This window comes from Brachymonas denitrificans (assembly GCF_907163135.1).
GTDB lineage: Bacteria > Pseudomonadota > Gammaproteobacteria > Burkholderiales > Burkholderiaceae_C > Brachymonas > Brachymonas denitrificans_A.
Map to the genome: position 1 here is coordinate 258,053 of NZ_CAJQUA010000001.1, position 23,376 is coordinate 281,428.

General features: G+C 64.9%; 25 protein-coding genes, 1 pseudogene and 1 riboswitch. Of the genes and pseudogenes, 22 read left to right on the plus strand and 4 right to left on the minus strand.

Features of this window, described 5'->3' with window-relative positions; genetic code table 11:
• The first annotated feature begins 34 nt into the window (after positions 1 to 34).
• From KKQ75_RS01170 to KKQ75_RS01240, 16 genes and pseudogenes are all read left to right on the plus strand, one after another.
• Complete coding sequence (locus KKQ75_RS01170) at positions 35 to 1,051, plus strand: RluA family pseudouridine synthase (protein ID WP_250130960.1); 1,017 nt, start codon at positions 35 to 37, stop codon at positions 1,049 to 1,051.
• Between the two features lie 79 nt (positions 1,052 to 1,130).
• A complete protein-coding gene (locus KKQ75_RS01175) occupies positions 1,131 to 1,805 on the plus strand; it encodes an HAD family hydrolase (RefSeq protein WP_213359120.1) in 675 nt (224 codons plus the stop codon).
• Between the two features lie 18 nt (positions 1,806 to 1,823).
• Positions 1,824 to 2,213: a Rieske (2Fe-2S) protein gene (locus tag KKQ75_RS01180; RefSeq protein ID WP_213359123.1), complete on the plus strand. Its 390-nt coding sequence runs from the start codon at positions 1,824 to 1,826 to the stop codon at positions 2,211 to 2,213.
• A gap of 89 nt (positions 2,214 to 2,302) precedes the next feature.
• Positions 2,303 to 3,274 (plus strand): S49 family peptidase, encoded by a 972-nt coding sequence (locus KKQ75_RS01185; protein ID WP_213359127.1) that lies wholly within the window; start codon positions 2,303 to 2,305, stop codon positions 3,272 to 3,274.
• Between the two features lie 162 nt (positions 3,275 to 3,436).
• The gene (locus tag KKQ75_RS01190; protein ID WP_213359129.1) at positions 3,437 to 4,684 is read left to right on the plus strand and encodes an OmpA family protein; all 1,248 of its coding nucleotides are present in this window, start codon (positions 3,437 to 3,439) and stop codon (positions 4,682 to 4,684) included.
• Positions 4,685 to 4,777: 93 nt separating this feature from the next.
• Positions 4,778 to 5,605 carry a prolipoprotein diacylglyceryl transferase gene (gene lgt / locus KKQ75_RS01195; protein ID WP_213359131.1) on the plus strand — a complete coding sequence of 276 codons (828 nt, stop codon included), beginning with the start codon at positions 4,778 to 4,780 and terminating at the stop codon, positions 5,603 to 5,605.
• A 31-nt stretch (positions 5,606 to 5,636) separates the two neighbouring features.
• On the plus strand, positions 5,637 to 6,434 hold the full coding sequence (locus KKQ75_RS01200; RefSeq protein ID WP_213359133.1) for an enoyl-CoA hydratase/isomerase family protein: 798 nt from the start codon (positions 5,637 to 5,639) through the stop codon (positions 6,432 to 6,434).
• Positions 6,435 to 6,635: 201 nt separating this feature from the next.
• Positions 6,636 to 8,927 (plus strand): heavy metal translocating P-type ATPase, encoded by a 2,292-nt coding sequence (locus KKQ75_RS01205; RefSeq protein WP_213359143.1) that lies wholly within the window; start codon positions 6,636 to 6,638, stop codon positions 8,925 to 8,927.
• Positions 8,928 to 8,951: 24 nt separating this feature from the next.
• Complete coding sequence (gene ccoS / locus KKQ75_RS01210) at positions 8,952 to 9,089, plus strand: cbb3-type cytochrome oxidase assembly protein CcoS (protein ID WP_091816006.1); 138 nt, start codon at positions 8,952 to 8,954, stop codon at positions 9,087 to 9,089.
• A gap of 66 nt (positions 9,090 to 9,155) precedes the next feature.
• Positions 9,156 to 10,595 (plus strand): cytochrome-c oxidase, cbb3-type subunit I, encoded by a 1,440-nt coding sequence (gene ccoN, locus KKQ75_RS01215; protein WP_213359145.1) that lies wholly within the window; start codon positions 9,156 to 9,158, stop codon positions 10,593 to 10,595.
• Between the two features lie 15 nt (positions 10,596 to 10,610).
• A pseudogene (ccoO, locus tag KKQ75_RS13010) lies at positions 10,611 to 11,237 on the plus strand (cytochrome-c oxidase, cbb3-type subunit II); the annotation flags it as partial.
• A gap of 153 nt (positions 11,238 to 11,390) precedes the next feature.
• The gene (locus KKQ75_RS13015; protein WP_250131101.1) at positions 11,391 to 11,702 is read left to right on the plus strand and encodes an OmpA family protein; all 312 of its coding nucleotides are present in this window, start codon (positions 11,391 to 11,393) and stop codon (positions 11,700 to 11,702) included.
• 30 nt (positions 11,703 to 11,732) lie between these two features.
• Positions 11,733 to 11,909, plus strand: coding sequence for a cbb3-type cytochrome oxidase subunit 3 (locus KKQ75_RS01225; protein WP_213359150.1), 177 nt, complete (start codon positions 11,733 to 11,735; stop codon positions 11,907 to 11,909).
• Entirely contained in the window at positions 11,906 to 12,811 is a 906-nt protein-coding gene (ccoP, locus tag KKQ75_RS01230; RefSeq protein ID WP_213359158.1) for a cytochrome-c oxidase, cbb3-type subunit III, read from the plus strand. Before KKQ75_RS01225 ends, ccoP begins: the two co-directional genes overlap by 4 nt.
• Before the next feature lie 147 nt (positions 12,812 to 12,958).
• Positions 12,959 to 14,428 (plus strand): cytochrome c oxidase accessory protein CcoG, encoded by a 1,470-nt coding sequence (ccoG, locus tag KKQ75_RS01235; RefSeq protein ID WP_434087715.1) that lies wholly within the window; start codon positions 12,959 to 12,961, stop codon positions 14,426 to 14,428.
• Positions 14,429 to 14,445: 17 nt separating this feature from the next.
• Positions 14,446 to 14,733: a nitrogen fixation protein FixH gene (locus KKQ75_RS01240; RefSeq protein WP_213359167.1), complete on the plus strand. Its 288-nt coding sequence runs from the start codon at positions 14,446 to 14,448 to the stop codon at positions 14,731 to 14,733.
• 99 nt (positions 14,734 to 14,832) lie between these two features.
• Here KKQ75_RS01240 and fnr read toward each other — a convergent pair whose 3' ends face one another.
• Positions 14,833 to 15,561, minus strand: coding sequence for a fumarate/nitrate reduction transcriptional regulator Fnr (gene fnr / locus KKQ75_RS01245; RefSeq protein WP_213359170.1), 729 nt, complete (start codon positions 15,559 to 15,561; stop codon positions 14,833 to 14,835).
• Between the two features lie 223 nt (positions 15,562 to 15,784).
• On the opposite strand from fnr, the gene hemN reads away from it, so the two are divergent.
• Positions 15,785 to 17,182 (plus strand): oxygen-independent coproporphyrinogen III oxidase, encoded by a 1,398-nt coding sequence (gene hemN, locus KKQ75_RS01250; protein ID WP_213359180.1) that lies wholly within the window; start codon positions 15,785 to 15,787, stop codon positions 17,180 to 17,182.
• Between the two features lie 93 nt (positions 17,183 to 17,275).
• Complete coding sequence (locus KKQ75_RS01255) at positions 17,276 to 17,962, plus strand: sulfite exporter TauE/SafE family protein (protein ID WP_213359183.1); 687 nt, start codon at positions 17,276 to 17,278, stop codon at positions 17,960 to 17,962.
• A 3-nt stretch (positions 17,963 to 17,965) separates the two neighbouring features.
• On the opposite strand, the gene KKQ75_RS01260 is transcribed toward KKQ75_RS01255, so the two are convergent.
• From KKQ75_RS01260 to KKQ75_RS01270, 3 genes are all read right to left on the minus strand, one after another.
• A complete protein-coding gene (locus KKQ75_RS01260; protein ID WP_213359186.1) occupies positions 17,966 to 18,790 on the minus strand; it encodes a sulfite exporter TauE/SafE family protein in 825 nt (274 codons plus the stop codon).
• 344 nt (positions 18,791 to 19,134) lie between these two features.
• Positions 19,135 to 19,467, minus strand: coding sequence for a cell division protein ZapA (locus KKQ75_RS01265; RefSeq protein ID WP_213359189.1), 333 nt, complete (start codon positions 19,465 to 19,467; stop codon positions 19,135 to 19,137).
• Positions 19,464 to 19,772, minus strand: coding sequence for a DUF904 domain-containing protein (locus tag KKQ75_RS01270; RefSeq protein WP_213359199.1), 309 nt, complete (start codon positions 19,770 to 19,772; stop codon positions 19,464 to 19,466). The genes KKQ75_RS01265 and KKQ75_RS01270 overlap by 4 nt, the downstream gene beginning before the upstream one ends.
• A gap of 130 nt (positions 19,773 to 19,902) precedes the next feature.
• Positions 19,903 to 20,142, plus strand: a riboswitch (cobalamin riboswitch).
• Positions 20,143 to 20,317: 175 nt separating this feature from the next.
• Between KKQ75_RS01270 and KKQ75_RS01275 the strand changes: the two genes are divergently transcribed.
• The 4 genes from KKQ75_RS01275 to bioB all read left to right on the plus strand — a co-directional run bounded on the left by KKQ75_RS01275 (position 20,318) and on the right by bioB (position 23,376).
• Positions 20,318 to 20,908 carry a bifunctional adenosylcobinamide kinase/adenosylcobinamide-phosphate guanylyltransferase gene (locus KKQ75_RS01275; protein WP_213359205.1) on the plus strand — a complete coding sequence of 197 codons (591 nt, stop codon included), beginning with the start codon at positions 20,318 to 20,320 and terminating at the stop codon, positions 20,906 to 20,908.
• An 11-nt stretch (positions 20,909 to 20,919) separates the two neighbouring features.
• Complete coding sequence (gene cobO, locus KKQ75_RS01280) at positions 20,920 to 21,489, plus strand: cob(I)yrinic acid a,c-diamide adenosyltransferase (RefSeq protein ID WP_213359209.1); 570 nt, start codon at positions 20,920 to 20,922, stop codon at positions 21,487 to 21,489.
• Between the two features lie 144 nt (positions 21,490 to 21,633).
• Complete coding sequence (bluB, locus tag KKQ75_RS01285) at positions 21,634 to 22,308, plus strand: 5,6-dimethylbenzimidazole synthase (RefSeq protein WP_250131102.1); 675 nt, start codon at positions 21,634 to 21,636, stop codon at positions 22,306 to 22,308.
• Between the two features lie 18 nt (positions 22,309 to 22,326).
• Complete coding sequence (gene bioB, locus KKQ75_RS01290; RefSeq protein ID WP_213359215.1) at positions 22,327 to 23,376, plus strand: biotin synthase BioB; 1,050 nt, start codon at positions 22,327 to 22,329, stop codon at positions 23,374 to 23,376.

Sequence of the window (23,376 nt, forward strand, 5' to 3'; positions counted from 1 at the left end):
TCAAATCAAGCAGTTGCAATTAACCAACTACACAGTGAAAAACATTATAGGGTCGAAAGCCGCGCTTTCACAGGGGGGCGCGGCAAAGGCCGTGAAATATCTGGAGGTGGACGAGGAATCCGCCGGCCAGCGCCTGGACAATTTCCTGATCCGCCAGCTCAAGGGGGTGCCCAAGACCTATGTCTACCGCATCATCCGCAGCGGCGAGGTGCGTGTGAACAAGGGGCGTGCCAGCGCCGACAGCCGCGTGCAGCCGGGCGATGTGGTGCGCGTGCCTCCGGTGCGCCTGCCCGAGCGCACGCAGGATGGCCAGGCGCAGGCCGCCACCCCGGCGCGCGAATTCCCGGCCCTGCTCGAGGATGACTGGCTGATCGCCGTCAACAAGCCCGCCGGCGTGGCCGTGCATGGCGGCAGCGGCGTGAGTTTCGGCGTGATCGAGCAGTTGCGCCGTGCCCGGCCACAGGCGCGCTTTCTGGAACTGGTCCACCGGCTGGACCGCGAAACCAGCGGCATTCTGCTGATTGCCAAGAAGCGCTCGGCCTTGACTACGCTGCAGGACCAGTTCCGCCAGCGCGAAACCGGCAAGACCTATCTGGCGCTGGTGCTGGGTGACTGGCCGGCCAACAGGAAGGTAATCGACACGCCGCTGCGCAAATTCCTGCTGCCGGCTGCCGGCAATGCCGAGGGCGAACGCCGCGTGCGCACCACCACCAAGGACGATCCGGAAGGCATGAAGGCCGTCACCCTGGTCAAGGTGGCGCAGCGCGTGCCGCATCCGCTGGGCGACATGACGCTGCTGGAAGTCACCATCAAGACCGGCCGCACGCACCAGATCCGCGTGCACCTGGCATCCAGTGGCCATCCGATTGCCGGTGACGAGAAATATGGCGACTTTGCGCGCAACAAGGCACTGGAAAAGGCCGGCCTCAAGCGCATGTTCCTGCATGCCTGGCGCTTGCGCTTCACCCATCCCTCCACCGGCGAGACGGTGGCGCTGGAGCAGCCGCTGGAGCCGGCGCTGCAGCAGTTCGTCGGCAACCCCGTGGCCTAGCCCGCCAATCGACGACAATGGCGGCAGAAGGTCGGGGCTGTCGCCCTGATCGCCACAGATTTATCCGGAAATTCACGCCATGGCGCACCGATTCGACCTGATTTGCTTTGATTGGGACGGCACCCTGTACGACTCCACCGCCAGCATCACCATGGCCCTGCAACAGGCGGTGGTGGATGTGGGTGGCGAACGCCCCACGCGCGAGCAGGCGCGCTACGTGATCGGGCTCGGCCTGCAGGATGCGCTGGCCAAAGTGGCGCCCGACGTGCCACCCTCGCAGTACCGCGCCCTGAGCGACCGCTACCGCCACCACTACCTGCAGCACATGACTGACATCACCCTGTTCGAAGGCATCGAAGGCGTGCTGGCAGACCTGCGCAGCCGGGGCCATCTGCTGGCCGTGGCCACCGGCAAGAGCAGGCGCGGGCTGGATGATGCGCTCTCCGTCGTGGCGCTGTCCGACATGTTCGATGCCACGCGCACGGCCGACCAGACGGCAGGCAAGCCCCATCCGCTCATGCTGTACGAGCTGATGGACGAGCTGGAAGTGAAGCCCGAGCACACGCTGATGATCGGCGACACCTCGCACGATCTGGAACTGGCGCACAATGCCGGCTGCGCCTGCGTGGCCGTGAGCTACGGGGCGCACAGCGTGGCCGGCCTGCAGCAGTGGTCGCCGCTGTACATGGCGCATTCGGTGCGGGACCTGGGGCGCTGGCTGCAGAACGAGGTCCACGCCCCTCCGCGTGCCTGACGCACGGGGGCTTCGCTTATGTCCCGGTCTGTCAACGCCATTGCCCTGTGTCCGTCCGCTGCACTGGTGGATGGCGCGCTGGCCGTACCGTTCGACGTGCTGCACCGCGGAGCGCCGTGTCGCGCCTTTGCCGTGCGCCACGAGGGGCAGGTGGCCGCCTTTCTCAACCGGTGCACCCACGTCGCCATGGAGCTCGACTGGATGCCCAACCGTGTGTTCGATGCCTCCGGCGAATGGCTGATCTGCGCCAGCCACGGTGCCATTTTCCATCCGCAATCGGGCGAATGCCTGGGCGGCCCGTGCAATGGCGGCCTGGTGCGCATTGCCCTGCTGGAACAGGAGGGGCAGGTCTGGTGGTTGCCCGATGCACACACTGTTGCACCTGAAGCCCCTGATGGAGAAGGCTGATCCGCAGGAGCCGGCCCCGGCAGCTTCTACAATCAGGGCTTTCCTGGCGAGCCGCTGCCCTGCGGCAGCGAACCTACTGACCCTGCATCATGCCCGATACCTCTGACGACCTCATCCCCGCAACCCCGCGCAAGCCGGACTGGGAGCGTGCCATGCTGGAAAAGGTGGCCATGGCCTCCATCCGCGAGCAGCAGGCGAACCGGCGCTGGAAGACCTTTGTGCGTATGGCCTGGCTGCTGTTCTTTGCCGTGCTGGCCTGGATGTTCTTCCAGCGTGGCGCGCCGGATGCCGCCAAAATGACCTCGCCGCATACCGCCGTGATCGAGATCCGCGGCGACATTGCCGACGGAGCGGACAGCAGCGCCGCCAACATCGTGCCTGCCGTCAAGCGTGCCTTCGAGGATGCGGGCTCCCGGGCCGTGGTGCTGTCCATCAACTCTGGCGGCGGCAGTCCGGTGCAGGCCGGCATCATCAATGACGAACTGATCCGCATGAAGGCGCACTACAAGAAGCCGCTGTATGCGGTGGTGGGCGACAGCTGTGCCTCCGGTGCCTACTACATCGCCGTGGCGGCCGACCAGATCTTCGTGGACAAGGCCAGCCTGATCGGCAGCGTGGGCGTGCTGATGGACGGCTTCGGCTTTACCGGCACCATGGAAAAGCTCGGCGTGGAGCGCCGCCTGATCGCAGCCGGCAGCAACAAGGGCTTCATGGACCCCTTCAGCCCCATGAGCGAAACCCAGCGCGCGCACGCGCAGACCATGCTCGACCAGATCCACCAGCAGTTCATCCAGGTGGTGCGCAATGGTCGCGGCACGCGCCTGAAGGAAACGCCCGAAATGTTCAGCGGCCTGGTGTGGACGGGCCAGCAGGCGATCCAGATGGGCCTGGCCGACAAGCTCGGCGGTACCGACTACGTGGCGCGTGAAATCGTCAAGCAGGAGCGCCTGGTGGATTACACACAGCGCGAAAACGTGGCCGAGAAGCTGGCCAAGCGCTTTGGCGCGGCCGTGGGCGAAGGCGCCATGCGCTCCATGCAGGCGGCGCCGCTGCTGCGATAAGTGGCCAACTGCCGTTAACTATTTATCTTTTTCATACAAATTTGTGTCAATAACTGTCATGGTGCATGGTTAAACTGGCCCGAGCCGCATTCCTGCAGGGGTGGGGCTCGCACCGTTCCGCCCGGCGGACCGGCCTGAAAACCAACCCTCGAGGGAGGCACCATGTCTATTGATCTGTCGGCGCTGCTGCAGGAGCAGGTGGGTGGCGCGTTAAGCAATTTCGCAAGCAGCCAGCTGGGCGAGTCGCCCAGCATGGCTTCCAAGGCGGTGGCACTGATCCTGCCGGCACTGCTGGGCAAGCTGTCCGGCCAGACGGGCGATGCCAGCCGCATGACCCAGCTGTTCAATCTGGTCACGGGTCCGCAAGTCGATTCGAGTCTGACCCAGGTCGAGCCGTCGCTGATCGACAAGGGTCGCCAGTGGCTCTCCCTGCTGTTCGGCGACAGTGCGGGCCTGACCAATCTGCTGGCGGGCCGCACCGGCATGTCCACGGACAATACCGGCACCCTGATGGCCGCGGCGCTGCCGATGCTGCTCGGCGTGCTGCGCTCGCAGGTGCAATCGAGCAAGCTCACTCAGCCGCAGTTCGTCAGCCTGCTGTCCGGCCAGCGCAGCCTGCTGGATCGCGTGCTGGGTTCCGAACTGGCCACCGCGCTCGGCCTGGGTGCTGTTGCCACGGCTCCGGCGGCGGTCGAGGCGCGCCCCGCTGCCGCCCCGGTCACCCCTCCGCCTGCCCGTGCCGTCACGCCGGCCCCCGCCAGCGGTGGCTGGATGAAGTGGCTGTGGCTGGCTCTTGCGGCCCTGGCTGCGCTGCTGCTGCTCAAGTTCTGCGGCCAGAAGCCGGCCGAAACCGCGGTTCCGGCCAGTGGTGCCAGCGCCGAGTCGGTAGTGGTGGTCCCGGTCGAACCGGCCTCGGTGCCGGCCTCCGAACCGGCCGTGGTGGTGCCGATGGCTTCCGAGCCAGCCATGCCGGCAGCGTCCGGTACCGCGATGGCCCCTGCGCCTGACATGACTGCTTCCGCTGCTGCGACTGCCGCTGCTGCCGCCAGCGCCGTGGCCAGCGATCTGGCCGCCGATGCCAGTGCCGTGAAGTACGAGAACGAGGTGCTCTCGTTCTACTTCGCCACCGGCAAGACCGACGTGGACAAGATGGCGGCCGATGCCGTATCTGCCGACATCGTCGCCTTGGGCAAGGAAGGCAAGACCCTGGTGGTGAGCGGCTACAACGACCCGCGCGGCAACAAGGCGAAGAACGAGGAACTGTCCAAGAACCGCGCCAAGGCCGTCAAGGCCTACCTGATGGAGCAGGGCGTGCCCGAGGGCAAGATCGAGCTGCGCAAGCCGGTGCAGACCGATGGCCAGAGCGGCAGCCTGGCCGAGGATCGCCGAGTGGACGTGAAGGCGGAATAAGCCTCGCGCCCGCTAACCGGTACCCCGCTGCGGCGGGGTTTCCTTTTGTATGCGCCCGGCGAAACGCCATAGGCAACTGCTACCATACACGCCATGCTCATGTACCCCCATATTGATCCCGTCGCCGTGCAGATCGGGCCTTTCGCCGTGCACTGGTACGGGCTGACCTACCTGGCCGCCTTCGGCCTGTTCCTGCTGCTGGGCATGCGCCGCCTGCGCCACCAGCCCTTTGCCAGCGTGCAGGGCGCCGGCGCCTGGAGCCGCAAGGACGTCGAAGACATCCTGTTCCTCGGCGTGATGGGCGTCATCATCGGTGGGCGCCTGGGCTACTGCCTGTTCTACAAGCCCGAGTACTACCTGGCCAACCCGCTGGAGATCTTCAAGGTCTGGCAGGGCGGCATGAGTTTCCATGGCGGCCTGCTGGGCGTGATTGCCTCCATGACCTGGTTCGCCCGCTCGCGCCAAAAGCCCTGGCTGCAGGTGGCGGATTTCGTGGCGCCCTGCGTGCCTACCGGCCTGGCCGCGGGCCGCGTCGGCAACTTCATCAATGGCGAGCTCTGGGGCCGCCTGGCCGATCCCACGCTGCCTTGGGCCATGGTGTTCCCCCACAGTGGCACCATGCTGCCGCGCCATCCCTCGCAGATCTACCAGTTCCTCCTGGAAGGCCTGCTGCTGTTCGTGCTGCTCTGGTTCTACGCACGCAAGGAGCGCAAGCCGGGGCAGGTGGCTGCCATGTTCCTGCTGGGCTATGGCGTGTTCCGCTTCATCGCCGAGTACTTCCGTGAGCCGGACGATTTCCTCGGCCTGCTGGGCCTGGGCCTGAGCATGGGGCAGTGGCTGTGCATTCCGATGATTCTGGGCGGCATCGCGTTGTGGGCCTGGTCGCAACAGCGCTACAGCCGGGCGCCCGCCACCCGTTGAGATTCAAGAACAATAAAGCAAGAGTAAAGCCATGGCCGAGGTTCTGTGCCTGATTGACGAAACCCCGGGCGCCCGTCACGCCTCCGTCACCCTGCGCCATGCGGGCAAGTTCAACGCCATGTCGCGTGGCATGTGGGAGCAGTTGCAGCAGGTCTTCATCCAGTTGCAGCGCGAGGCTCATGCCGCCGATCCGCTGCGCTGTGTGGTGGTGCAGGGCGCCGAAGGGCACTTCTGCTCCGGCGGTGATATTTCCGAATACAGCGATTTCCGTTTCGAGACGGACAGCCTGCGCCACTTCCATGAGGAGCAGGTCTGGGGCGGTCTGTCGGCCGTGCTGGCCTGCGATGCCCCGGTGATTGCCGCCATCGAGGGCAACTGCATGGGGGCCGGCGTCGAGATTGCCAGTTGCTGCGACATCCGCGTGGCCACGCGCCAGAGCCGCTACGGCGCGCCTATCGCCAAGCTGGGCTTTCCGATGGCGCCGCGCGAGGCCGCGCTGGTAGCCGGCGTGCTCGGCCCCACGCTGGCCCGCTCCATGCTGCTGGAGGCGGCGGTCTATCAGGCACCCGACATGGTCACGCACGGCTATCTCACGCGTGTGGTGGAAAATCCGGCCGAATTGCGCCAGGACGTCCAGCAGACCGTCGCCCGCATCCTGCAGCTGTCCCCTTCGGCGGCGCGCCTGCACAAGCAGATGATGCGCGAATGGCTGCAGGCGCAGGAGGACATGCTGCTGCGCCAGTGCAGCACCGCCTACGACTATGCCGACAGCGAGGAACACCGCGAGGGCATCGGCGCCTTCCTGGAAAAGCGTCCCGCCCGATTCTGAGAGGGCGCCGGCATCGGTAGCCGGCCTTGCCTGGGCCAGGGCACCGTGCACCGGAAAGCACACACTTGAATGCGCGACCGGGGTAATGTGTAAATCTGCACACGAGGCTGGCACAGCTTCGTACAATGGCGCTGCATTTGAAAGTTGTACACCATCCCTGGTTCCGGCGGCATTGCAGCAGGGCAGGGGTGGCAGAGGATTATGTCTACCGTTGCACTGCCTGCTTCAGCCTCACAGATCGAGCTGCTCGACGACCCCGATGAGTGGGGCGTGTTCAGCCGCCGCTGTGCCAATCAGGCCGACGCATGGGAATCCAGCGTCGCCATCGAAGGCATGCACTGCGCCGCCTGCGCGCTCACGGTAGAAGACGCGCTCAAGGCCGTGCCTGGCGTGAAAGACGTGCAGGTCAGCCCCGGCAGCCACCGTGCCCGCGTCACCTGGCTGCCCGAACAGGTCAAGCCCTCGCAGTGGATGCAGGCGCTGCAGGGTACCGGCTACCGCGCCGTGCCCGCCAACGATGCCTTCGCCAGCCAGCGCCGCCGCCAGGAGGCACGCCAGACCGTCTGGCAGTGGGGCGTTGCCGGCGTGGTGATGATGCAGGTCATGATGTATGCATGGCCGGAATACGTCAGCAACGACATCGCGCCCGAGGCGCGCCATCTGCTGCGCTGGGGTTCCTGGATCCTGTCCGTGCTGGTGGTGCTGTTCTCCTGCCGGCCATTCTTCCGCAATGCCCTGAACGACATCCGCCACCGCCGCATCAGCATGGACATGCCGGTGGCCCTGGGCATGCTGATCACCTTCATCGTCAGCACCCTGGGCACCTTCGAGCCCGACGGCATGTTCGGCAACGAAGTCTATTTCGACTCGCTCACCATGTTCGTGTTCTTCCTGCTGACCGGACGCTGGCTGGAATGGCGCATGCGCGACCGCACCGCCGGTGCGCTCGAGGCGCTGATGAACCGCCTGCCCGACAGCGTGGAGCGCCGCAACAAGAAGGGCGTGTTCGAGCGCGTCACGCTGCGCCGCCTCAAGGTGGGTGACCTGGTGCGCGTGCTGCCCGGTGAATCCTTTCCAGGCGATGGCACGGTGGTCGATGGCCGCACCATGGTGGACGAGGCCCTGCTGACGGGCGAGTCGCGCCCGCTGGCACGCGAAACCGGTGCCCAGGTGATTGCCGGCAGCCACAACATCCAGTCGCCGGTCGAGATGCGCATCGACAAGCTGGGCGCCAACACGCGCTATGCCCAGATCGTCGAGATGATGGAGAACGCCTCGGTCGACAAGCCGCGTCTGGCCCAGTTCGCCGACCGTTTCGCCAAGCCTTTCCTGATCATCGTGCTGCTCGCCGCCGGCCTGGCGGCTGCCTGGTGGTGGCGCGAGGATCCTGCCCATGCGGTGATGATTGCCGTGGCGGTGCTGATCGTGACCTGCCCGTGCGCGCTGTCGCTGGCCACGCCCGCAGCAATGCTGGCGGCTGCCGGCGGGCTGGCGCGCCGCGGCGTGCTGGTGCGCCGGCTGCAGGCGCTGGAAATGCTCTCGCAGATCGATACCGTGGTATTCGACAAGACCGGCACCCTGACGGCAGACACCATTGCGCTCGAGCGCGTGCTGGTACGTGAAGGTGCCGATGCGCAGCTGGTGTTGCTGCAGGCCGCCTCGCTGGCGCGCCATTCCCTGCATCCGGTCTCGCGCGCGCTGGTCGAGGCCGCCGGCCTGGAGGGGGAAGCGTTGCTGCAGCAGGAATGGATCGCCACCCATGTGAGCGAACTCCCCGGCAAGGGCATGGAAGGGCAGGTGGCTGCTTCCGGCGCCGATCCGGCCGCAGGGCAGACCATGCGCCTGGGCTCCGACCTGTTCTGTGGCGTTGCCGCACACACCCTGGCGGAGCTGCCGCCCGATACCCTGCACGCCAACCTCAGCGACGGGCAGGGCTGGCTGGCCACCTTCGTGCTGCGCGAAGATTTGCGTGCCGATGCGCAGGAGGCCATCGATGCCCTGCGCGGCGCCGGCCTGCGCCTGCAGGTGCTCTCGGGCGACCGCCCGCACGCCGTGCAGCGCATCGCCGACCAGCTGGGGCTGGAGCAGGCGCAGGGCGGCTGCACCGCCTCCGACAAGCTCTCCTTCCTGCGCGCCGAGCAGCAGCGCGGCCATCACGTCGCCATGGTGGGCGACGGCATCAACGATGGCCCGGTGCTGGCTGGCGCCCACGTCTCGTTCGCGCTCGGCAAGGCCGTGCCGCTGGCGCAGGCGCAATCCGACTTCGTGATTCTGGGCAGCAGCCTGCGTGCCGTTGCCGACAGCTTCAGCCTGGCCCGCAGCACCATGCGCGTGGTGCGCGAGAACCTGCTCTGGGCCGCGCTCTACAACGTGATCGGCATTCCGCTGGCCGTGATGGGCTTGGTGCCGGCCTGGCTGGCCGGTCTGGGAATGGCCACCAGCTCGCTGCTGGTGGTGCTCAATGCCCTGCGCCTGGTGCGCAAGCTGGATTGACGAGGAGAAAAGGAGGCAAGGCCTATGGACATTCTCTATCTCTTGATACCGCTGTCGGTGGGACTGGTGTTCTTCATTCTGGCGGGACTGTGGTGGGCGATCCACAGCGGCCAGTTCGAGGACATCGAGGCCGAAGGGCAGCGCATCTTCAAGCAGGATTGATGTGTGTCAAGTTGTGTTTTACGGATAAGATTACGCTTGGCAGGGTTTTTTTAGAAAGAGGTGAAAATGAATTTCTCCAATATGCAGGCGACTACGTACAACGACAAGGTTGTACGCCAGTTCGCCATAATGACCGTCGTCTGGGGCGTGGTCGGCATGCTGGTTGGCGTGATCGTCGCCGCACAGCTGACCTGGCCTGAGCTCAACTTTGGCATTCCGTGGCTGTCCTATGGCCGCCTGCGTCCGCTGCACACCAATGCGGTGATCTTCGCATTCGGTGGTTCGGGCCTTTTTGCCACTTCCTACTATGTCGTCCAGCGTACCTGCCAGGTGCGCCTGTTCGGCGACAAGCTCGCTGCCTTCACCTTCTGGGGCTGGCAGCTCGTCATTCTGGCTGCCGCCATTTCCCTGCCGCTGGGTTACACCACCAGCAAGGAATACGCTGAACTCGAATGGCCCATCGACATCCTGATCACGCTGGTCTGGGTGGCCTACGCCGTCGTGTTCTTCGGCACCATCGGCACCCGCAAGGTGCGTCACATCTACGTGGCCAACTGGTTCTACGGCGCCTTCATCCTGACGATCGCGGTGCTGCACCTGGTCAACAGCGCAGAACTGCCTGCCGGCCTGATGAAGTCCTACTCCGCCTACGCCGGCGTGCAGGATGCCATGGTCCAGTGGTGGTACGGCCACAACGCCGTGGGCTTCTTCCTGACTGCAGGCTTCCTGGGCATGATGTACTACTTCGTGCCGAAGCAGGCTGGCCGTCCGGTGTACTCCTACCGCCTGTCCATCGTGCACTTCTGGGCACTGATCTTCACCTACATGTGGGCCGGCCCGCATCACCTGCACTACACGGCGCTGCCCGACTGGACCCAGTCCGTCGGCATGACGTTCTCCCTGATCCTGCTGGCTCCCAGCTGGGGCGGCATGATCAACGGCATCATGACCCTGTCCGGCGCATGGCACAAACTGCGTGACGACCCCATCCTGCGCTTCCTGATCGTGTCCCTGTCGTTCTACGGCATGTCCACCTTCGAAGGCCCGATGATGTCCATCAAGACCGTCAACGCGCTGAGCCACTACACCGACTGGACCGTGGGCCACGTGCACTCCGGCGCCCTGGGCTGGGTGGGTCTGGTGACCATGGGTTCCCTGTACTACCTGATTCCGAAGCTGTTCGGCAAGAAGGAAATGTATAGCGTCAAGGCGATCGAGGTCCACTTCTGGACCGCCACCATCGGTATCGTGCTGTACATCGCCGCGATGTGGATTGCCGGCGTGATGCAGGGCCTGATGTGGCGTGCCATCAATGCCGACGGCACCCTGACCTACACCTTCGTCGAGAGCGTCAAGGCCACCTTCCCGTTCTATGCCATCCGTCTGCTGGGCGGTGTGCTGTACCTGGGCGGCATGTGCATCATGCTGTGGAACACCCTGATGACCGCCAGCAAAGGCCGTTCCGTCACGACCCAGATCCCGGCGCTCAATCCCGCACACGCCTAAGGAGCAAGAATAAAAATGGCTAACGCTAATCATCCCGTTTCCGGTGGCCTGAGCCACGAGAAGGTGGAAACCAGCAACTTCTGGATGATCGTGCTCATCCTGATCGTGATCGCCTTCGGCGGCATGGTCGAGATCGTGCCGCTGTTCTTCCAGAAGTCCACCACGCAGCCGGTGCCGGGCCTCAAGCCCTACACCGCCCTGCAGCTGGCCGGCCGTGACATCTACCAGCGCGAAGGCTGCTACAACTGCCACTCGCAGATGGTGCGCCCGTTCCGCGCGGAAACCCTGCGCTACGGCCAGTACTCCGTGGCTGGCGAGTCCGTGTGGGATCACCCCTTCCAGTGGGGCTCCAAGCGTACCGGTCCCGACCTGGCCCGCGTGGGTGGCCGCTATTCCGACGAATGGCACCACCAGCACCTGTTCAACCCGCGTGACGTGGTGCCCGAGTCCAACATGCCGGCCTACCCCTGGCTGGAAAAGAACCTGGTGAATGACCAGACCATCGGTACCCACATGGCCACCCTCCGCAAGCTGGGCGTGCCCTACACCGATGCCGACATCGCCGGCGCCGGCGCTGCCGTCAAGGGCAAGACCGAAATGGAAGCCGTGATTGCCTACCTGCAGTCGCTCGGCCATGCCATGACGGCTGCCGTGCCCACGGCTGCCGCAGCACCCGCTCCGGCCGCTGCCCCGGCTTCGGCTGCAGCACCGGCCCCGGCTGCTGCGCCTGCCGCTGAAGCCAGCGCTGCTGCACCTGCTGCCGTAACCGCTCCGGCCGAAGACCAGGCCGCGGTGATGGTCGAGAACGGCGTCGTGCAGTTCTTCTTTGCAACCGGCAAGACCGAAGTGGCTGCCGGCGGCAAGGACGCGCTGGTTGACGTGATCGCCGGCGTCAAGGCCGGCAAGAAGGCCGTCATCAGCGGTTATACCGACGCAACTGGCGATCCCGCCAAGAATGCCGAACTGGCCAAACAGCGTGCCTTTGCCGTGCGTGACCTGCTGAAGGCCAACGGCGTGGCCGAAGACCAGATCGACCTGCAAAAGCCTGCGGATAACAACGCCGGCCAGGGTGGCCAGGCACGTCGCGTCGACGTTGCCCTGCAGTAAACAGAACAAGGGACGAGGAGTTTCTTCCACATGGACATCAACGACCTGAGAAGCCTGACGACGGTGCTGAGTTTTGCCGCATTCATCGGCATCGGCTGGTGGGCCTATTCCCGCCGCAACACGCACCGCTTCGACGAGGCTGCCCAGTTGCCGTTCGGTCCGGAAGAGGCTCCGAGCCCCCAAAAACATACTGAGGATACAAAATGAGTGACTTTATCAGTTCCTTCTGGTCACTGTGGGTGATGGCGATCGTCGCTTTCGGCATCATCTTCTGTGTGGCTGTGCTGCTGTTCGGCGCACAGGCGCGCGCTGCAACCGCCGAAGACAAGACCACCGGCCACGTGTGGGACGGCGACCTGCGCGAGATCAACAACCCGCTGCCGCGCTGGTGGGTGGGCATGTTCTGGCTGACCATCTTCTTTGCCATCGCCTACTTCTTCATGTATCCGGGCTTCGGCAACATGAAGGGTTCGCTGGGCTGGACCTCCAAGGGCCAGTACGAGGCAGAGATGGCCAAGGGTGATGCCCAGGTGGCACCGCTGTTCGCCAAGTACGCCGCCATGCCGATCGAGGAGATCGCCAAGGACAAGGACGCCAACGGCATGGGCCAGCGCCTGTTCCTGAACAACTGCGCGCAGTGCCATGGCTCCAGCGCCAAGGGTGGCAACGGCTTCCCCGACCTGAGCGACAACGACTGGCTGTGGGGCGGCAAGCCCGAGCAGATCATGGAAACCATCACCAAGGGTCGCAACGGCAACATGCCGCCCCAGATCCAGGCCATCGGTGGCACGCCCGCCGATGCCAAGGCGGTGGCCCACTACGTGATGAGCCTGTCCGGCCTGCCGCACGACTCGGCTGAAGCCTCTGTCGGCAAGGGCAAATTCATGGCCTGTGCGGCCTGCCACGGCGCAGATGGCAAGGGCAACACGGCGCTGGGCGCGCCCAACCTGACCGACTCGGTCTGGCTGATGGGCGTTCCGAGCGAAGCCAACATCGTGAACCAGATCACGAATGGCAAGATCAACGTGATGCCCGAGTGGCACACCAAGCTCAAGCCCGAGCAGATCCGCCTGGTGTCGGCCTATGTGTGGAGCCTTTCCAACAAGTAACCGACAATGTGCACAGGAAAACCTGTGCACGGGATAATGCACCGCCATGACTTCGATCAAAGGTCATGGCGGTTTTTTCATATGGCGACGCCCGATCGTCTTATCATATTCGGGTTCATGTAAGTAAGGCAGTCTGGAACACACACTATGTCCAACGAAGTCCCCGAGAAAAAGCAAACGCCTGAACCGGCACCGGAAAAAAAGGTCATCCCGATCGAGAAGGACACCTTGATGTCGGCCGCTACCGGCGGTTCGCTTTTTGCGGCATCCAAGGCGATCCATCCGCGTTCGATTTCCGGTCGTTTCACCAACTGGCGCTGGATTTTCGTCTGGCTCACACAGATCGTGTTCTATGGTCTGCCCTGGCTGAACTGGGGCGAGCGCCAGGCCGTGCTGTTCGACCTGGGTGCGCGCAAGTTCTATATCTTCGGCCTGGTGCTGTACCCGCAGGACTTCATCTACCTGACGGGCATTCTGGTCATCTCCGCACTGTCGCTGTTCCTGTTCACGGCGGTGGCAGGGCGCCTGTGGTGCGGCTACACCTGCCCGCAGACGGTTTACACCGAGATCTTCCTCTGGGTCGAGGCCAAAATGGAAGGCGACCGCAGTGCCCGCATGCGCCTGGACAAGAGCGGCTGGACGGGCGAGAAGATCCTCAAGCGTGGCGGCAAGCACCTGATCTGGCTGGCGATTGCGGTCTGGACGGGCCTGACCTTCGTCGGCTATTTCTCGCCCATCCGCGAACTGATCGGCAACTTCGCGCACTGGAACCTGGGCAACTGGGAAACCTTCTGGATCTTCTTCTACGGTTTCGCTACCTACGGCAACGCCGGCTTCATGCGCGAGCAGGTCTGCAAGTACATGTGCCCGTACGCTCGCTTCCAGAGCGCCATGTTCGACCCCGACACGCTGATCGTGACCTATGACGAGAACCGTGGCGAGCCGCGCGGTCCGCGCTCCAAGAAGGTCGATCGCAGCACGATTGCGCTCGGCGACTGTATCGACTGTTCCATGTGCGTGCAGGTCTGCCCGACCGGCATCGACATCCGCAAGGGTTTGCAGTACGAATGCATCGGCTGCGGCGCCTGTGTGGATGCCTGCGACGAGGTGATGGACAAGGTCGGCTACCCGCGTGGCCTGATCAAGTACTCCACCGAGAACGCGATGAAGAACAACTGGGGCAAGAGCGAGATCTGGAACCGGATCAAGCGTCCCCGTATCCTGGTCTACACGGGCATCCTGGTGCTGATTGCGGCTGCGCTGGTGACCAGCCTGAGCATGCGCAAGCCGATGCGGGTGGACATCATCCGCGACCGTGGCGTGATGTCGCGCATCGTCGACGGCGGCAAGATCGAGAACGTGTACCTGGTGCGCGTGATGAACACCACCGAGAGCGAGCAGAACTACGAGATCCGCGTGAACGGACTGCCCGGCGCCACCATTGCCGAAGGGGCAGACATGACCATCGGCCCGGCCCAGGTCGAGCAGCACGTGGTCGCCGTGCGCATTCCCGTGGGTTCCATGGAGCCGGGTTCGCACCCGATCTACCTGGATATCCGTGAAACCGGCAGCGATGCCATGGTGACCGAAAAGGCCGCCTTCCTGGTACCGAAATGATGAGCCAGGAGTCACGCATGCAAACCAGCAACCCGGATGCTTCGTCCCGTGGTCAGGTCCCTCACCCCGAAGAGGGCCGGTCGTGGTGGAAGTATCCGATCGTATGGATGGTGGTGGGCGGCCCGGTGGCCGTCATCATCGCCAGCCTGATCACCTGGTACTTCATCGCGCATTCGCCCAATGAGGTGCTGATCGAGAGCCGGGAGGTGGAAACGCCCGGCCTGTCCGACCAGGGGGCGCAATTCACCCCTGCCAACCGGGCGCGCAATCATGCCGCCACGGGAGGCGTTCCGGCGTCGCGCTGATCGACGCTTCCGTGAAGAATGCCGGCTGCGTGCCGGCATTCCTGTTTTGATGGGGGCGGCACCACCGCCGCTGGTGCTTGCTCGTGCAGTGCTGCCGGGCTATTCGGGGTGGTGCTGGCTGACCAGCTGCTGCAGCGCTGCCGTATCCAGAATGCGCACGTGGCGTTGGCGCACCTCCACGATGCCCTGTTCGGCAAACCTGGAGAAGGTGCGGCTCACCGTTTCCAGCTTGAGGCCAAGGTAGCTGCCGATTTCCTCGCGCGTCATGCGCAGCACCAGTTCCGATTGCGAAAAGCCGCGCGCATGCAGGCGCTGCACCAGATTGAGCAGGAAGGCGGCCAGGCGTTCCTCGGCGCGCATGCTGCCGAGCAGCAGCATCATGCTCTGGTCGCGCACGATCTCGCGGCTCATGATCTTGTGCACGTGGTTCTGCAGCACCGTCACTTCGCGGGAAAGCGCCTCGAGTTCGTCATAGGGCATGACGCAGACTTCGGAGTCTTCCAGCGCGATCGCATCGCAGGTGTGGCGGTCGTGCACGATGCCGTCCAGCCCGACGATCTCGCCGGCCATCTGGAAGCCGGTGACCTGGTCGCGGCCGTCCTGCGCAGTGACCGTGGTCTTGAAAAAGCCGGTGCGGATGGCGTAGAGTGCCTTGAACGGGTCACCGTGCGTGAACAGCGGTTCGCCACGCGGAATCCTGCGCCGGGCACCGACCATGTTGTCGATATAGCGCAGTTCTGCCTCGCTCAGACCCATGGGCATGCACAGCTCGCGCAGATTGCAGTTCGAGCAGGCCACTTTGTAAGACTTGGGGAGCGAAGGAGACATGCAGCTATCCGGGGCGCGCGCCATTGCGCACTTGATCCTTGTCATGGAAAGTGCCGATTATCGCATGGCGGAAAAGAGGGGTTGATACATATCAATGGCTGCAGGGGCATTTCGCTGGCAAAGTAGATACCCGCAATGACAGCATGGCAGCGCCCGCAACCGTTCAGGCTTTTGTGCAGCAAGGGGTTATGCTGGCGCTTGCTCACTTAGAATGCCCGAGACCATGAGCAGTACCGAACAGATCATCCTCACCCCAGAATTGCTGGCCCGCTACGACATTGCTGGCCCGCGCTACACCTCCTATCCCACGGCTGACCGTTTTGTCGAGGCCTTTGGCGAGAGCGACTACATCGCTGCGCTGGAGCAGCGGCACAATTCCCGGCCGGGCCATGTGCTGCCGCTGTCGATCTATGTGCACGTGCCGTTCTGCCAGTCGCTGTGCTACTACTGCGCCTGCAACAAGATCATCACCAAGCACCGCGAGCGCGGCACCGAGTACCTGCGTTATCTGCAGCGCGAGATTGACCTGCATGTCGCGCATCTGGGGCGCGGGCAGGTGGTGTCGCAGCTGCACTTCGGTGGCGGCACGCCCACCTTCCTGGACGATGCGGAACTGAGTCAGCTGATGGGCATGATCCGGGGGGCCTTTGAACTGGCAGAGGGCGGCGAATACTCGGTGGAAGTGGACCCGCGCACGGTGGATGAAAAACGCCTGCAGAACCTGTTCGACCTGGGCTTCAACCGCCTGAGCTTCGGCGTGCAGGACTTCGACCCGGACGTGCAGAAGGCGGTGCACCGCATCCAGCCGGCCGAGCAGGTGTTTGCGCTGGTGGAGGCATCGCGCCGCATCGGCTTCAAGTCGGTCAACGTCGACCTGATCTACGGCCTGCCGCAGCAGACCGCGGCCTCGTTTGCACGCACGCTGAAGCAGGTGAACGAGTTGCGGCCGGACCGTATTGCGCTGTATGCCTACGCGCATCTGCCCGAGCGGTTCAAGGCACAACGCCGCATCGATGCCTACACGCTGCCCAGCGGTGGCGAAAAGATCGAGATGCTGTCGCAATCGCTCAAGGCCTTTGGCGATGCCGGCTACGTGTACGTGGGCATGGACCACTTTGCGCTGCCCGATGATGCACTGGCCATTGCCAAGCGCCAAGGCCGCCTGCACCGCAACTTCCAGGGCTACAGCACGCAGCCGGACTGCGACCTGATCGGCCTGGGCGTTTCGGCCATCGGCCGCATCGGCGCCACCTACAGCCAGAACGCCAAGACGCTGGAAGACTACTACGACGCGGTCGAGCGCGGCCATTTCCCGGTGGTGCGTGGCCTGGCGCTGACGCGAGACGACTTGATCCGCCGCGCCGTCATCATGGCCATCATGTGCCAGGGCGAGATCGACTACGAGTCGATCAACCTGGCCTGGCTGATCGACTTCAAGGATTACTTCGCGCGCGAGCTGGAGATGCTCGGGCAGAAGGAAGAGGAAGGCATGGTGCGCATCACCGAGAACGGCATCACCGTCACCGAGCAGGGCTGGTATTTCGTGCGTGGCGTGGCCATGGTGTTCGACAAGTACCTGCAGGCGGACCGCACCCGCGTGAAATTCTCTAAAATCATCTGATCGGTGGCAGACACCCGGCAGGGTGAGAGGGACTGCCATGGCAAGGCCGGCACCGGTGCATACCGTGCCGGCCGTTTTGCATGAAAGAGAAGTATGGAAGCATCATTGATCGTCACGGCCCTGCTGATGGGCCTGGCGGGCGGCCCGCACTGCATTGCCATGTGCGGCGCGGCATGCGCGGGGATCGGCGTCACGGCCGGTGAACGGCCGGCGCAGCAGAATACGGCCATGGGGCTGTTCCAGGTGGGGCGGGTGCTGGGCTATGCCGGCCTGGGCGCGCTGGCCGCGGCCACCATGCAGGGCCTGGGCTGGCTGACGGTGCAGAGTGCCGCGCTGCGGCCGGTGTGGAGCACGATCCACGTCGCCGCGCTGGTGCTCGGGGTGTTGCTGATGTTCCAGGGGCGGCAGCCGGCCTGGCTGGATCGCTCGGCGCGCAAGGTGTGGGAGCGCATCAAGCGCCTGCAGCAGCGCGGCGGTTCTTTCGGGCCGGTGCTGGTGGGCATGCTGTGGGCCTTCCTGCCCTGTGGCCTGCTGTATTCGGCACTGATGGTGGCGGCCCTGACCGGCGTGGTATGGCAGGGGGCAGCCGTGATGGCCTTGTTCGTGCTGGGCACCAGCGTGTCGCTGATGGCGGGCCCGTGGCTGCTGCTGCGCATGCGCAAGCTGGGCGATGGCGAATGGGGCATTCGCCTGGCTGGCCTGGCGCTGGCCATCAGCGCCGGCGTGGCGCTGTGGATGGGCCTGATGCATGATCAGGCGCCGTGGTGCACCACGCCCTGAGGTTTACGCGCCCAGCAGGCGGATACCCTTGATCAGCATGCTGACCGCCAGCAGCATCAGGATGCCGGCGAAGATGCGCTTGAGGGTCTTGACCGGCAGGGCGTGCGCGGTGCGTGCGCCCAGCGGGGCCATCAGCACGCTGCAGCTGGCGATCACGGCCAGGGCTGGCAGCCAGACGTAGCCAACCGACCATTCCGGCCGGCCCGCCACGCTCCAGCCGCCCAGCACGTAGCCGATCACGTTGAACACCGCGATCGGAAAGCCCAGGGCGGCGCTGGTGGCCACGGCGTTGTGGATGGCGACGTTGCACCAGGTCATGAAGGGAACGCTCAGGAAGCCGCCGCCGGCGCCGAGCAGGCCGGACAGGAAGCCGATCACGCTGCCGGCCGCCATCTGGCCGCCACGGCCGGGCATCTGGCGCGTGGGCTTGGGCTTGCGATCCAGGAACATCTGCAGCGCCGCCAGGATCACCAGCACGCCGAACACCACGGACAGCCAGGCACCCTTGAGCAGGGCGAACACGCCGATGCTGACGACCAGTGCGCCGATCATGATGCCCGGGGCGATACCCTTGACCAGATCCCAGCGCACCATGCCGCGCTTGTGGTGGGCGCGCACGCTGGAGATGGAGGTGAAGATGATGGTGGCCATGGAAGTGGCAATCGCCATCTTCACGGCCAGTTCGTTGTCGACGCCGCGGCTGGCCAGGATCCAGGTGATGAAGGGCACCAGCACCATGCCGCCCCCCACGCCCAGCAGGCCGGCCATGAAGCCGCCGGTGAGGCCGAGCGCGGCCAGTTCGACAATGGTGATGGGTTCGAGGATCATGGCGGGAAATCTGCTGAGGCGTTCGGAGCTCCGAACGCGAAAAGCCGCCCTGGTGGGCGGCTTGGGGTCTGTCGCGAGGGGCGCCAGACGGCTGAGAGGTGTCTGCAGCAGAGCCAGACCGTCATCCTGAACGGAGGGGTTCAGGTGGGCGAGGGCAGCAAGGCCTTGGGTTCATCTAACGCGAGATGATCACGCTGGCCGAGCGATCTACCAAGCCCGGGCTCAGAGAGCATTGGTTCAAGGAAATATAAAGCCAAGCTCGCTGCAGACGCCTTCATTTTAGGATGAAATTCGCCCGCGTGGGAAATTTGCAGATGTAAAAGCCCGCGCGTTGTGTACGGCTGTCAGATCAGGCGGCCGTCCTCGGCCAGCGCCTCGTCCATGCGCTGCAGCAGGGCCTGCATGCGGGGGTGCACCAACTCGGCCGGCTGTACCTCGCCTTCGGCGGCGGGGGCGGGCATGGCGGCAATCTGCTGCTCCTTCTCGATCAGGTCGAAGGCCATGTTGAGGGCGGCGAGCACGGCGATGCGGTCGCGTGCGCGGATCTTGCCGGCATCACGGATCTTGCACATGGCGGTGTCGACGCGCTGCACTGCCTCGGTCATGCGGTCTTCGGAACCTTCCGGGCAGGCCAGCACATAGGCCTGGCCCATGATCGGAACTTCGATTTGCTTCATTGCGGATCATCCTTGGCAGAAGAAGGCTGTGCGGCAGGGGGCTGCTGGCCCCAGACGCTGGCCATGGCGGGCGCCGGGGCGGCCGGCGCTGCCACCGGCTCGGCCGGCAGGCGGGCGAGCAGGGCGTCGACGCGCGCGCGGGCGGCCGACAGGCGCGACTTGAGCGAATCCCGCTCCTGGATAACTTCCTGCAGCTGGCCCTGGAGCAGGGCGGCGGTTTTCTGCAGCTCCTGGTAGCGCAGCAGCATGTGCTCCATGCGGTCTGCGACCTGGTCGAGCGAGAGCGGGGTGAGGGGAGTGGTCATGGCACGGGAACGACAGGCAACAAGATAGCTGGCGTGGCCTGCAGCTGCAGGCCTGGCCCTTTGTTGCACATTGTAGATGATGGCGCCGGGACGCCATGGGGGCTTTCCTCAGGGACGGGGCGAATCGTCCTACAATATCCGGATTGCTGGTGCCTGGCAGGTCGTTGTGGCCGCCGGGTAAACGGGAAGCAGGAGTCCTGCCGGGATGGCTGGCAGGGCACAGGCCTGCGCTGCCCCCGCAACGGTGATACGGCGCAGCCCGGGTTGTGAAGCGGCTGCCGCAGTGTTCTCGCACGCCACTGGCCAGGTGCCGGGAAGGCAGCGCTGCCATGCCGTCAGCCCGGATACCGGCCAGCAAGCTTGATTTGGGGCGCCTGCCTGCGGGCCGGCGCCGGAACGGAATGCAGCGGCGGGGCGCCAGCGGTTTTCCGGGCTTTTCTCATGGTGGCATTGGTGCCGGTGCTGGCGGACATTTTCTCTCTTGGTCTTTCTCTCCTGAACGGGTTGCGCCCTGGCGTGCGCCGTGCGCAGCCGTGGAGGGCGGCATGAGGCATCACGAACTGATCCTGGGCGGCCAGAAATCCGGCAAGACGGTGCGCGCCGAGCAGTTGGTGGCGCGCTGGCTGGAGCAGGATGCGGGGCGCCGTGCCCTGTATCTGGCAACGGCACTGCCCTGGGACGAGGAAATGCAGCAGCGCATCGCGCGCCACCAGCAGGATCGCGCCCGGCGCGTGCCGCGCATGCAGACCCTGCAGGCTGCGGAGTGGGGCGGCGCACTGGACGTGCCCGGCCTGTTGCGCCAGCATGGTGCGCCGGAGGTGGCACTGGTGCTGGACTGCCTCACGCTCTGGCTGACGCAGCAGTTGATGCCGCTGGAGCAGGAGGATGTGCAGCCGGTCGCCGATGCTGCGCGGCTGGAGGCCGCGGTTGCCGATCTGCTGGAGGCCATCCGGGCCTGGCCGGGCCCCTTGTATATCGTGAGCAATGAAATCGGTCTGGGCGTGATTCCGCTCGGCCGCGAGACGCGTGCCTTTGTCGACGCGCTCGGCGAACTCAACCAGCGCGTGGCGGCAGTGTGCAGCCACGTCACCCTGATGGCGGCAGGCTTGCCGCTGACATTGAAATCTTCCGACTGAAAGGACCTGCCATGAAAATCGAGGAACCGCCCAAGGAAAAGCCGTACGAGAAGTCGGATGGCGAACGCCGCGGCATCCTGATCGTCAACACCGGCGATGGCAAGGGCAAGAGCACGGCGGCCTTCGGCCTGGCGCTGCGTGCCACCGGCCGCGGCAAGAAGGTGAAGATCTACCAGTTCATGAAGGTGCCGAGCGCCCGCTTTGGCGAGCACCGCATGTTCGAGCAGATCGGCGTGCCCGTGGAAGGGCTGGGCGACGGCTTCAGCTGGAAGAGCCAGGATCTGGAAAAGTCCGCGCAGCTGGCGCGCGACGGCTGGGAAAAGGCCAAGGCCGCCATCCTGAGCGGCGAGTATTTCCTGGTGGTGTGCGACGAGATCACCTATCCGCTGGTGTACGGCTGGCTGCCGCTGGAAGATGTGGTGGAGACGCTGAAGAACCGTCCGCGCGATGTGCATGTGTGCCTGACCGGCCGCCGCTGCCCGCAGGAGATCGTCGACATCGCCGATACCGTGACCGAGATGCGCCCGGTCAAGCATGCGTTCGATGCCGGCATTCCGGCACAGCGCGGGATCGAGGACTGAGCGGATTTGGTGAGCAAGACCATGACGAGCCTGCCTTTCGCCCCGGACGCATCATCGGGTGAGGCTGCAGCCTTGCCGACTGCCGTGCCGCAGGATGCATCGCATGCCTATCCGGCGGCGGATCGGGATGCGATCTACCGCGTGATGGCGCAGCGGCGCGACATGCGTCATTTCACGCCGGGCGCGCAGGTGGCACCCGAGGTGCTGGAGCGCCTGCTGCTGGCGGCGCATGCGGGGCCGAGCGTGGGTTTCATGCAGCCCTGGCGCTTTCTGCGCATCAGCGATGCGGGGCTGCGCGAGCGCATCCATGGCTGCGTGGAGCGCGAACGCGTGGCCACGGCCCGTGCGCTGGGCGAGCGCGAGGAGGATTTTCTCAAGCTCAAGGTCGAAGGGATCCGCGAGGCGGCCGAGCTGATCGCGGTATGCCTGGCGGACGGGCGCGAGCGCCATGTGTTCGGCCGGCGCACCATGCCCTATATGGATATCGCTTCGGTCGGCTGCGCGCTGCAGAACCTGTGGCTGGCGGCGCGTGCGGAGGGGCTGGGCGTGGGCTGGGTGTCGATTTTCGATCCCGACGAGCTGGGTGCCTTGCTGCAGCTGCCCGAAGGGGCCAGCCCGCTGGCGCTGCTGTGCATCGGCCCGGTGCCCGAGTTTTATGATGCGCCCATGCTGCAGCAGCAGCGCTGGGCCAGCCGCATGCCGCTGGCGGATGTGGTTTTTGACAATAGCTGGGGCCACAGTGCCCCGTTCCTGCAGGGGCTTTGTCAGCCTGGGCAAAGCCCGGTAGCGGACAATGCGTGCTGCGATTCTTCCGATTGATGTAGAGAAAGCCCGAAGATGGACACTCCTGTCACCCATTCCCCCGCCACCTGCCATACCGGCGGCGAGCAGACCGTGCATTTCTGCGCCCCGCGCAACAACCAGCCGGTGCCGCAGAGCACCAACCGCTGGGCGGTGGAGGATATCGAGGCGCTGTTTGCGCTGCCGTTCCCCGAGCTGATGTTCAAGGCACAGCAGGTGCACCGCGAGCACTTCAATCCGGCCGAAGTGGAATTTGCGACGCTGCTTTCGATCAAGACCGGCGGCTGCCCGGAGGATTGCGGCTACTGCCCGCAGTCGGTGCACTATGACACCGGCGTCGATGCCACCAAGCTGATGGAAGCCGACAAGGTGCGCGAGGCCGCCGAGCTGGCCAAGGCCGCGGGTGCCACGCGTTTCTGCATGGGTGCGGCCTGGCGCGCGCCCAAGGACCGCGACATCGAGAACGTGGTCACGCTGATCAAGACGGTGAAGGACGTGGGCCTGGAAGCCTGCTGCACGCTGGGCATGCTGACCAAGGACCATGCCGAGCAGCTCAAGGAAGCCGGTCTGGATTACTACAACCACAACCTGGACACCGCGCCCGAGAACTACGGCAACATCATCAGCACGCGCGATTACCAGGACCGTCTGGACACGCTGGAGAACGTGCGCAACGTGGGCGTGAATGTCTGCAGCGGCGGCATCATCGGCATGGGCGAAAGCCGTCGCCAGCGTGCCGAGCTGATCGGCCAGCTGGCCAATCTGCATCCGCATTATCCGGACAGCGTGCCGATCAACAATCTGGTGAAGGTCGAGGGCACGCCGCTGGCCGAAACCGAAGACATCGATCCGCTGGAGTTCGTGCGCATGATCGCCGTGGCCCGCATCACCATGCCCAAGGCGCGCGTGCGCCTGTCGGCTGGCCGCAGTGCCATGGCCGATACCATGCAGGCGCTGTGCTTCATGGCTGGTGCCAACTCCATTTTCTACGGTGAAAAGCTGCTCACCACCGGCAACCCCGATGTGGAAGCCGACCTGAAGCTGATCGAGCGTCTGGGCATGACGGCGGGAAAGTCGGGACACTGA